The following is a 5630-nucleotide window of genomic DNA, read 5'->3' as shown; positions in this document are numbered from 1 at the left end:
GTTGAAGCAGGCCTATCTTATCGTAGTAGATCAGTGTGCTACGCGACAATTGGAATTGCTTCATCAACTGACCGATGGTGTACATGAATCATTATCTCTTCTTCAAATAAGGTCTGTTGATGTATGACCTGTAGCGCGGATACAGGCCTTTTCATCGTTCTATTATCGCCAACTTCGTTATGTTCGTAACGCTTATTTCACGAGCGTTGCGTCGTGGCGGCGGATCACGTCCACAGCATCATCGACCAAATCTCTATTCTGATCTAAAAACGTGGGCCAGTTTGCAGTGGCATCGGCGTCAATGCGTTGCGACATGATATGCACAAATGCTTCTGTAAGTGGATAGTTGAATTTATCCGTTGCGCCAAGGCTGGTGGCGTACGATTGAATTCCGTCGCAGGTACGTTGAAGAGCGATATCCAGCGGGTAGCGATTGAGGTAGAGCCAGCAGATTCGCATGTGGCCTTTGTGGTCGAACAGGTCTGGCGGCAGGCTCAGATCTTCAAATGCTGAGATGAATGCTGCGTCATTGAGTAGCGATGGGATAGGGGATGTGGTGGTGTTCATACGAACCTCCAAGCCAGATGTTGTGGGATCAGTGTATCGATGCGCTCAACATAAGGCTTGAGGTTGTAGTAAGGTCAACACACTAGCCGATAATATTCTCTTTTAGATCGGTCAGGCTGCTGACAACTGCTGTGGGTTCAATGCCCCACGGGTCAAAGATGGCGGTGGGTGAGCGTTTTACCCATGCTGCGTTCATACCCGCGGAGATGGAGCCAATGACGTCGAACGGGTTGCTGGAGATAAGCCAGGCTTGAGCGCCGGTCGCTCCGCTTTGGCGTAGAAAGTGGCTGTATACGCCCGGGTTGGGCTTAAACGATCTCATATCGTCTACACTCACCACGCCATCAAAGAAGTCACGGATACCCGCTGCCTGAAGCAGGGTTTCAACCGCATCCGCGCTGCCGTTGGAAAACGCAAACAGTCTGCAGCCTGCAGCTCTCAATTCAGTCAGTCCACTTTCAACGTCAAGGAAAGCGGGCAGGGTGCGGTATACCGCAAGTAGTTCACTTTTCTGATCGTCCGTGAAATGGGTTTGGCAAAACTGATCGGCGTAGTTAAGAGCATCGCGTGTGACCACCGCAAAGTTTTCGTAGTTCTGCATCAGCCCTCGGCGGAACGAATACTCCAGCTGTTTATCACGCCATGTCTGAGAGAAGGCTTGCGCCTTGCCGTCATCTTCGAGAAGCTCAGTGAGTTTGCCGACGACCCCATGGGTATCGATTAATGTGCCATAGACATCAAATGCTAATGTTGGGGTCATCATGTGTTCCTGAAACGGTTGAGCCAAAATTGCTGTGTAGAACCCGCCCCTTCAATGAGACGTAGGTGAATCAACACGGCCTCTGCTGATGCAATAAGTGCGATCAGGTTATAAGTGTGAGTCTGTAATAGATATTGATATTCAGTCGAGTGCCGCCACTGAATCAGCGGGCGCTTCTGTGCGTACATCAAGGCTATAATCACGCACGATGTTGGCAACGCGTATACGATAGTTTTTAAAAAGCTCTAGCTTTCCCTGTTGCTGAGCGCAACGGTGTTCAAACAGATTTCGCCATACACGAATGGCTTCTTCGTCCCGCCAAAAAGAGAGGCTGAGTATCTTTCCTTCATCGTTTAGGCTTTGATAGCGATCAATGGAGATAAAACCATCGCGATCTTCAAGAAATGAGCGCAAATTGGCCGCGATCTCTAAATATTCTTCTTTGCCTTCCGCAGTTGGCCAAACTTCAAAGATAACCGCAAGCATAAAAACTCCTGAACAAATTTAAACAAAGCTGACAGGAAATATAGGCGAAAATTTGCGATAGGAATAATGAATATTCCAGAAAGGGGTATTCTGAGTATGGAATATAACGTTGCTACCGCGGGGGTAGCAACGTTGGTGTTTGGTTTAGGCGTCGACTACGTTGGCGAGAGCGCTTTCCAGTGCGGCGACTGTACCGTCAATATCGGTCAGTTTATCCAGCCCGAAGAGGCCTAGTCGGAAGGTCTGGAAATTTGCAGGCTCGTCGCACTGAAGTGGTACACCCGCAGCAATTTGCAGGCCTTCTGCGACAAACTTCTTACCATTCTGTATCTCTGCATCGCCGGTGTAGCTCACGACAACGCCCGGCGCCTGGAAGCCTTCAGCGGCGACGCTTTGTATGCCTTTGCTGGTCAGCAGGGCACGCACACGATCTCCCAGTGTTTGCTGCGCATTGCGGATGCTATCGAAACCCAGTGCTTCGGTTTCCTTCATTACATCGCGGAATCGGGTCAGGGAGTCTGTTGGCATCGTGGCATGATAGGCATGCGCACCGTTTTCGTAGGTTTCCATAATCTGCAGCCATTTCTTCAGATCACAGGCAAAACTGCTGCTGGTGGTGTCGTCGATCATCTGGCGTACGGTTTCGTTCATCATCACGAGGCCGCAACATGGAGAGCCACTCCAGCCTTTTTGTGGTGCGCTGATCAGAATGTCGACGCCAGAGGCTTCCATATCCACCCACAACGTACCAGATGCAATGCAGTCGAGGACAAAGATACCGCCCACTTCATGGACAGCATCAGCCACGGCGCGGATATAGTCATCAGGCAGAATCATGCCGGATGCGGTCTCTACATGCGGCGCAAACACCATATCAGGACGTGCCGCTTTAATTGCAGAGACGACCTCTTCGATCGGTGCTGGCGCAAAAGGTGCGGTTGCATCATCTGATGTTTGACGGGCCTTCAGAACAATCTCTTCAGAGGGAATTTTTCCCATCTCGAAAATCTGGCTCCAGCGGAAGCTAAACCAGCCGTTGCGGATAATCAGGCACTTTCTATTGTTCGCAAACTGTCGGGAGACGGCTTCCATCGCAAAGGTGCCGCTGCCGGGTACAACAGCCACAGAATGGGCGTTATACACCTGCTTCAGCGTGGATGAGATGTCGTTCATTACACCCTGAAACGCTTGGGACATATGGTTCAGTGAGCGGTCGGTATACACTACTGAATACTCGAGCAGCCCCTCAGGGTCCACGTTTGGCAGTAGGCCTGGCATGATAGTCCTCCGAAATCGTAGTTCTTATTCTTGCTGAAACGGCAAGATCTGATGTGCAGTCAGATCACGCCATTAGTAGATGGTGAATCAGGCAGCGCCGTTGCCACCAGTCGCTGCCGCGAAGTATCTGGTTGATCGCGTCGACCTCACGCACTGTGCCGTATTCTGCTGCGGGCGCAGTGCTGTGAATATGAGGTAGCAAGTGGCTGAATTGCTGACGACAGGCCTGATGGTATTCCGCGTAAGTGTTCAGGACAGATCTGCCCTGAGTATCAGCTATGACATTGCGTAGAACATCATTCATCGGGAATACGGGCAGCTGTGGGCAGAGGTAGTACAGCAACCAGCTAGCGGCTTCTTCCTGATAGCCGGTGCCAAAAACGTCATTGGCAGCACGCTCAACCAGCTCGATTGTGAGCTGATGTTTCTCGTCGTGGGTCAGGTGTTCAAACTCGTGCCATAACGGCTGCAGGTGTGCGCGAATAAATGCATCCAGATCTGAAGCCATGCGCGTGCGATCCACGCCCGTTGGGGGTAGATCGGCCGCTTGCCAAAGTATGTTGATGTAGGTTTTATCGACCAGCGTGCGGCCAGCATTCAGCCACTCAAATCTTGAAGCATGCTCCAGGCTACCGTACATAATCGTCAGCAGGCCGTTTTCGCTGCTGCGCGCGTCGTAACCGCTGCCAACCAGCTGGCTTGGCGTGTTCCAGTCAGAGTGCTGGAGTGAAGGGGTCTGTATATCGATTTGGGTGTTCATCATGCGTACTCTCATCAACTTTTGACGATCAGATAAGCACTATAGGAACCTTGGCTACTGGGTCCAAGCGCCAACGATTGGGTCAATCTAGGGCCAGATCCAAAAAAATTGTTTGATATTTGTACAGGGTGTAATAAAAAATATTCTTTATTTTTAAAGGGTTATATTTAATATTTCCTTTAGTTATTAATAATTAGTTTTTTATTCGTTTACAGATTATATGGTTTCTCTATACTGGCTCCATCGTTAATTAATAACTGGCCCCATCCGAACCGATTGCTGGTTCGTCATTGGCCCTAACCTGTAAGAGAGGCGAATATGTTGGCTCAAGCTGCGGTACAACCATCGGTAACTGTTCGTAACCCTGTGCAAGCTGTAAAAGCGTGCGCAACTGTCAAACAGGAAAAGCCTATGATGCGTGAAGTGGCCAAGTCTCAGCCTCAACCGAAGGTTGAAGAGCCTCGTTATGACTTCGTAGGTATCGCGGGTTAAGCGATAACTGCAGATTCGGTTCCCCGAATCACGTTCTGTCCCCATAAAAAAAGCCCCGTATCTTATGAAGCGGGGCTTTTTTGTTGTCTTGATCTTTTTCGAAGTAGAGGAGATTAACCCTCTTTCTCTGGCAGCGGGACGATCAATACCGGGATGCGAGAACGGTTCAGCACATTCTTTGCAACACTGCCGAGGAAGGTATGCATGATTCCTTTCTCGTGTGTGCCCATCACAATCATATCAACGTCCAGCTCTTTGGCGTATTTGATGATGGTTTCAGCCGGGTAAGCCTCAACCACATTGATTGATTTGATCTGTTTACGCACGTCAGCTTCATCGCTGTACAGTTCATCCCAGAAATGTTCCTGGCGTACCATCAGTTTATCTTCCGCGCGGTGAACGCGTTCTTTCAGAATGTCATGACGGCTTTTTGAATCCATCACATAGGTCTGAAAGGTGATCTTTGCATCGCTTGAGAGTTTCTCAACAACGTGCAGGATGTGGATCTCAGCGCCGGTCTTTTTAGCCAGATAGGTTGCCTGTTCAAACGCAGCAGTAGAACCTTTGGAGAGATCGGTGCTGTAAAGAATCTTGCGGAGTTCGGGTAGCATAATCGTAATTCCTGATAGGGCTATTTGAGCAGTCCGCACCTGATGGTCAGGTGCGGACTAAGCGAAGTCCCTGTTTATCTAATAGCCAAACACGCGTGGCAGGAACAGAGATATCTCTGGGAAGAACGCGATAACAAATACGGCGATTGTCGAAACCAATGCAAATGGCAATGCTTTCACCGTAACCTCTTCCAGTGAGATGTTCGATATACCGGAGGCGACGAACAAGTTCTCACCTAATGGCGGTGTCGCGAAGCCGATCGACAGACTACATACCATGACGATACCGAAGTGAACCGGATCGATACCCAGGTTATAGGTCACAGGTAGCAATACAGGTGTCAGGATCATGATCGCTGCCAGGGTTTCCATAAACATGCCTACGAACAGCAGGAATGCGATGATCAGGAACCAGATCAGGTAGATATTATCCGTCAGGCTCAGCATCGATTCTGCAACGATTGCAGGAATCTGATTCTCTACCAGCAAGCGACCAAATACGGTTGCTGTGAACAGGATCAACAGTACGCGACCGGACAGCCATGTCGTGGTTTCCAGCGAGCGGAACAGGTCTGCCCAGGTCAGCTCCTTATGGATAAATACGCCGACAAACAGGGTGTAGAAGATCGCAACAAATGCAGACTCTGTTGGTGTAAAGAAGCCGGAGTAGATACCG

General features: G+C 49.8%; 9 protein-coding genes. 1 reads left to right on the top strand and 8 read right to left on the bottom strand.

Annotation, left to right across the window (positions count from 1 at the left end):
- The 6 genes from ABYW01_RS12510 to ABYW01_RS12485 form a co-directional block, all read right to left on the bottom strand.
- Positions 1-85, bottom strand: an 85-nt coding sequence (locus ABYW01_RS12510; RefSeq protein WP_372833151.1) for a MerR family DNA-binding transcriptional regulator, incomplete at its 3' end; no start/stop codon positions are given.
- Between the two features lie 107 nt (positions 86-192).
- Positions 193-567, bottom strand: coding sequence for a hypothetical protein (locus ABYW01_RS12505; protein ID WP_372833148.1), 375 nt, complete (start codon positions 565-567; stop codon positions 193-195).
- An 82-nt stretch (positions 568-649) separates the two neighbouring features.
- Positions 650-1327 (bottom strand): haloacid dehalogenase type II, encoded by a 678-nt coding sequence (locus ABYW01_RS12500; protein ID WP_372833146.1) that lies wholly within the window; start codon positions 1325-1327, stop codon positions 650-652.
- Positions 1328-1468: 141 nt separating this feature from the next.
- The gene (locus ABYW01_RS12495) at positions 1469-1813 is read right to left on the bottom strand and encodes an antibiotic biosynthesis monooxygenase (RefSeq protein ID WP_372833145.1); all 345 of its coding nucleotides are present in this window, start codon (positions 1811-1813) and stop codon (positions 1469-1471) included.
- 144 nt (positions 1814-1957) lie between these two features.
- Positions 1958-3091, bottom strand: a complete 1134-nt coding sequence (locus ABYW01_RS12490) for an alanine--glyoxylate aminotransferase family protein (RefSeq protein ID WP_372833142.1) — start codon at positions 3089-3091, stop codon at positions 1958-1960.
- Positions 3092-3155: 64 nt separating this feature from the next.
- On the bottom strand, positions 3156-3854 hold the full coding sequence (locus ABYW01_RS12485) for a hypothetical protein (protein ID WP_372833140.1): 699 nt from the start codon (positions 3852-3854) through the stop codon (positions 3156-3158).
- Between the two features lie 315 nt (positions 3855-4169).
- Between ABYW01_RS12485 and ABYW01_RS12480 the strand changes: the two genes are divergently transcribed.
- A complete protein-coding gene (locus tag ABYW01_RS12480; RefSeq protein ID WP_372833138.1) occupies positions 4170-4343 on the top strand; it encodes a hypothetical protein in 174 nt (57 codons plus the stop codon).
- Positions 4344-4456: 113 nt separating this feature from the next.
- On the opposite strand, the gene ABYW01_RS12475 is transcribed toward ABYW01_RS12480, so the two are convergent.
- Together ABYW01_RS12475 and ABYW01_RS12470 are read right to left on the bottom strand one after the other, a co-directional pair.
- Positions 4457-4954 carry a universal stress protein gene (locus tag ABYW01_RS12475; RefSeq protein WP_372833136.1) on the bottom strand — a complete coding sequence of 166 codons (498 nt, stop codon included), beginning with the start codon at positions 4952-4954 and terminating at the stop codon, positions 4457-4459.
- Between the two features lie 78 nt (positions 4955-5032).
- On the bottom strand, positions 5033-5630 hold a 598-nt coding region (locus ABYW01_RS12470; protein ID WP_372833134.1), incomplete at its 5' end, for a TRAP transporter large permease subunit.

Source organism: Pontibacterium sp. (assembly GCF_041587635.1).
Taxonomy (GTDB): Bacteria; Pseudomonadota; Gammaproteobacteria; order Pseudomonadales; family Balneatricaceae; genus Pontibacterium.
Note: the sequence above shows the minus strand (reverse complement) of the source record. Positions and strands in the feature narration are given on the sequence as shown.